The organism is Salinivibrio sp. SS3 (genome assembly GCF_001722105.1).
Taxonomy (GTDB): Bacteria; Pseudomonadota; Gammaproteobacteria; order Enterobacterales; family Vibrionaceae; genus Salinivibrio; species Salinivibrio kushneri.
The window spans coordinates 1-2,964 of the sequence record NZ_MEBQ01000037.1; the positions used below are offsets into that span (position 1 = coordinate 1).

Annotated in this window: 1 protein-coding gene, 1 tRNA gene and 1 pseudogene; 1 reads left to right on the top strand and 2 read right to left on the bottom strand. The window is 51.0% G+C overall.

What is annotated here, in order from left to right:
* Nucleotides 1–193: 193 nt before the first annotated feature.
* Together BGL48_RS16260 and BGL48_RS11385 are read right to left on the bottom strand one after the other, a co-directional pair.
* Nucleotides 194–284, bottom strand: a tRNA-Ser gene (locus BGL48_RS16260).
* A gap of 181 nt (nucleotides 285–465) precedes the next feature.
* Complete coding sequence (locus BGL48_RS11385) at nucleotides 466–1,674, bottom strand: NupC/NupG family nucleoside CNT transporter (protein ID WP_069362752.1); 1,209 nt, start codon at nucleotides 1,672–1,674, stop codon at nucleotides 466–468.
* A gap of 578 nt (nucleotides 1,675–2,252) precedes the next feature.
* Here BGL48_RS11385 and BGL48_RS11390 point away from each other — a divergent pair.
* Nucleotides 2,253–2,964: pseudogene (locus tag BGL48_RS11390) on the top strand (divalent metal cation transporter); the annotation flags it as partial.

Here is a 2,964-nt window from a genome sequence, read left to right on the forward strand (position 1 = left end):
TTGGTGACAGCACGTGAGGTGGTGGAGTCGAAGTTTGCGTACAGGGTGATTTGTGGTGGGCTAGTGGTGTAGAGGTGGGGCAGTTGGTTGTGGCAAAGGGGTATAAAATGTTGGCGTGGGTAGTGGTGTGGAGGTTGGGGGGGGGGAGAAACGCAAAAAAGCCGACGACCGATCTATAAACCTTTCGATATGTCGGCAGAGACATAGGTATCTTGGACTCGAGAAGTGTATTAACAATGGCCGGTTTTCAAGACCGGTGCTTTCAACCACTCAGCCATCTCTCCGGAACGCGGCGTATAATATTGGGTTCGCTGTGGCTTGTAAACCCTTTATTTGCCGCTTTTTGTCTGCTCGCTCAAGCCGTGATCAGGTTGGCGATATTGGTAGCAAAAAGCGATTAGCTTGCCGCCAACCGCCCTGCTTTTAACTGAGAGACGTTAGCTGAGTCTCTTTACCGCGCAGTAATTATAGCGCGATAAAAATACCCGCCAGTGCCGCACTCATTAGGTTGGCAAAGGTGGCGGCAATCACTGCGCGCACGCCCAAGCTTGCCACATCTTTGCGGCGTTCGGGCACCATCGCACCAATAGAGCCCAGTTGAATGGCAATTGAGCCAATGTTGGCAAAGCCACACAAGGCAAAAGTCACAATCACCTGGCTTTGCACCGACAAGTTCGCTTTGATATCGGCAAAGGATAAGAAGGCCACAAACTCGTTGAGTGCGATTTTCTGCCCTAACAGGTTGCCGACGGCAAACACTTCGTGCACCGGCACACCAGTAAGCAATGCTAGGGGTGAGAATAAATAGCCGAACAGGGTTTCTAGGCTTAAGCCTTCGAGCTCAAACAGCTCACCAATACTCCCGAGCCCAGCGTTTAGCATCGCAATCACGCTGATAAAGGCCACTAGCATGGTGCCGACGGCCACCGCGACTTTCATACCGTTCATCGCGCCGCTGGCTAAGGCGTCAATCGCGTTCGCTTGATCGCTATCGCTGATTTCAACCTGGTTTTGCTCCGCCGGTGTTTCCGTCTCAGGGACGATGATTTTGGCCATCAATAGCCCGCCCGGTGCGGCCATAAAGCTGGCAGCAATCAGATATTTCAAATCCACACCCATCGCCGCATATCCGCCTAACACACTGCCGGCCACCGAGGCCATGCCGCCGACCATAACGGCGAAGAGTTCAGAGCGGGTCATTTTGCTAAGAAAAGGGCGAACTACCAAAGGAGATTCGCCCTGAGAAAGAAAGATGTTGCTGGTCGCGACCAAGGATTCTGCGCGGCTGGTGCCGAGTAATCGCTGTATGCCGCCGCCGAGGAGTTTAATAACCCACTGCATGATGCCGAGATGATAAAGGAGAGAAATCAGCGCACTGATAAAAATGATTAACGGCAGTACTTTAACAGCGAAAATAAACCCATCGTTCGCCAGTGGCCCAAACACAAACTCGATGCCTTCGTTGGCAAATGAGAGTAGTTTAGCCGCGCCATTACTCATTGCCCCAAGCATGGCTTGACCAAAGGGAATATAGAGCACCAGGGCAGCAAACCCAGCTTGCAAGCCAAACGCGCCTAGCACTGTTCGCCAGTTGATGGCTTTGCGATTGGTGGAAAATGCGCACGCGCACAGAAACAGAGCGACCAGACCTGCCGCACTATAGAGAAGTTGCATAAATAGATTACCTTGCCGTTGTGTTGCACTTGCGGTACGGATGAGTACGACACGCTGCCGGGGTGGCAAGAGGTTCCATCATGCGTTACATCGTACCGCGGGTTCGGTGAAGGTGGGCCCGACCTTGGACGCTTTTTCTTCAGCCGCGAATCGCGACACAGTCACTCTTTGGCTATCGCTGTGCAAAGAGCACATGTTGGGCGAGCATTCTATTGTGATTAAGCTCTCATTTCCAGCATAATTTGACGCTCGATCACACTTATTGAGTGGTTGTTGACCATTGCAAACGGCCCTTTTGGCTTTGTCTTGTCCCTCAGACAATGGTCGGATGTTTATCCCTCTCTTTTTGTGTCACGTTGTCAGTGTCTATCATTCACACTCGGCATCACGCCTACGTTTAACAAATTTGGCAAGATTGGTTGACTCGTTTGGCTCATATGATATTCATGGGTGGCTATTGACAAAATTATTGAAGGTAAAGTGATAAAAATAAGCCTCAATGGAAAAAACAAAAGCAATAGCGCTAAAAAATACAACAAAGCAAACACAACAACGCAACCACAATAAAGGAAACACACATGCAAACCGTCTCTTCGCATCAGACAGGACCTAGCTTGTCGGTGATGCAACGTCTACGCGCATTGGGGCCAGGAATCATGATGGCCGCGGCAGCTGTAGGCGGCTCTCACCTTGTTGCTTCAACCAAAGCCGGAGCCATTTATGGCTGGCAGCTTGCGGCATTGATCCTGCTCGTTAACTTGTTTAAATACCCCTTTTTTCGAGCAGGCGTACAATATACTGCGGGAACCGGTGAAACCTTGGTCGAGGGCTATGCGCGTTTAGGTCGCCCTTACCTGTGGCTGTTTGTCGCACTGAGTGCCGTATCTGGGGTGATTAACACCGCGGCCTTGACCTTATTTAGTGCCAGCTTGCTCAGCTATTTTGTGCCGTTTGATCTCTCACTGACGGTGCTCTCGAGCATTATTGTGGCTACCTGCTTAGTCATCTTGATTGCGGGACATTACAAAGCGCTGGATACCTTATCAAAAGTGATCATGGCGACGCTGACTTGCGCCACCTTGGTGGCAGTGACGATTGCCGTGGGGAATCCTGTCGCGGTTGAACCCAACTTCAATGCACCCTCGATTTGGTCTGTCGCCGCCATCGGCTTTATTGTGGTGACCATGGGTTGGATGCCGGCTCCGATTGAAATTTCTAGCATCACCTCGGTGTGGCTCAAGCGTAAAGCGCAATCTGATCCGATTAACGCCAAAGCGGCGCTGTTTTATT

What these genes read in the sequence shown, in the direction of transcription:
- BGL48_RS11385 (WP_069362752.1), bottom strand. Translation starts at nt 1,674, where the DNA reads ATGCAACTTCTCTATAGTGCGGCAGGTCTGGTCGCTCTGTTTCTGTGC.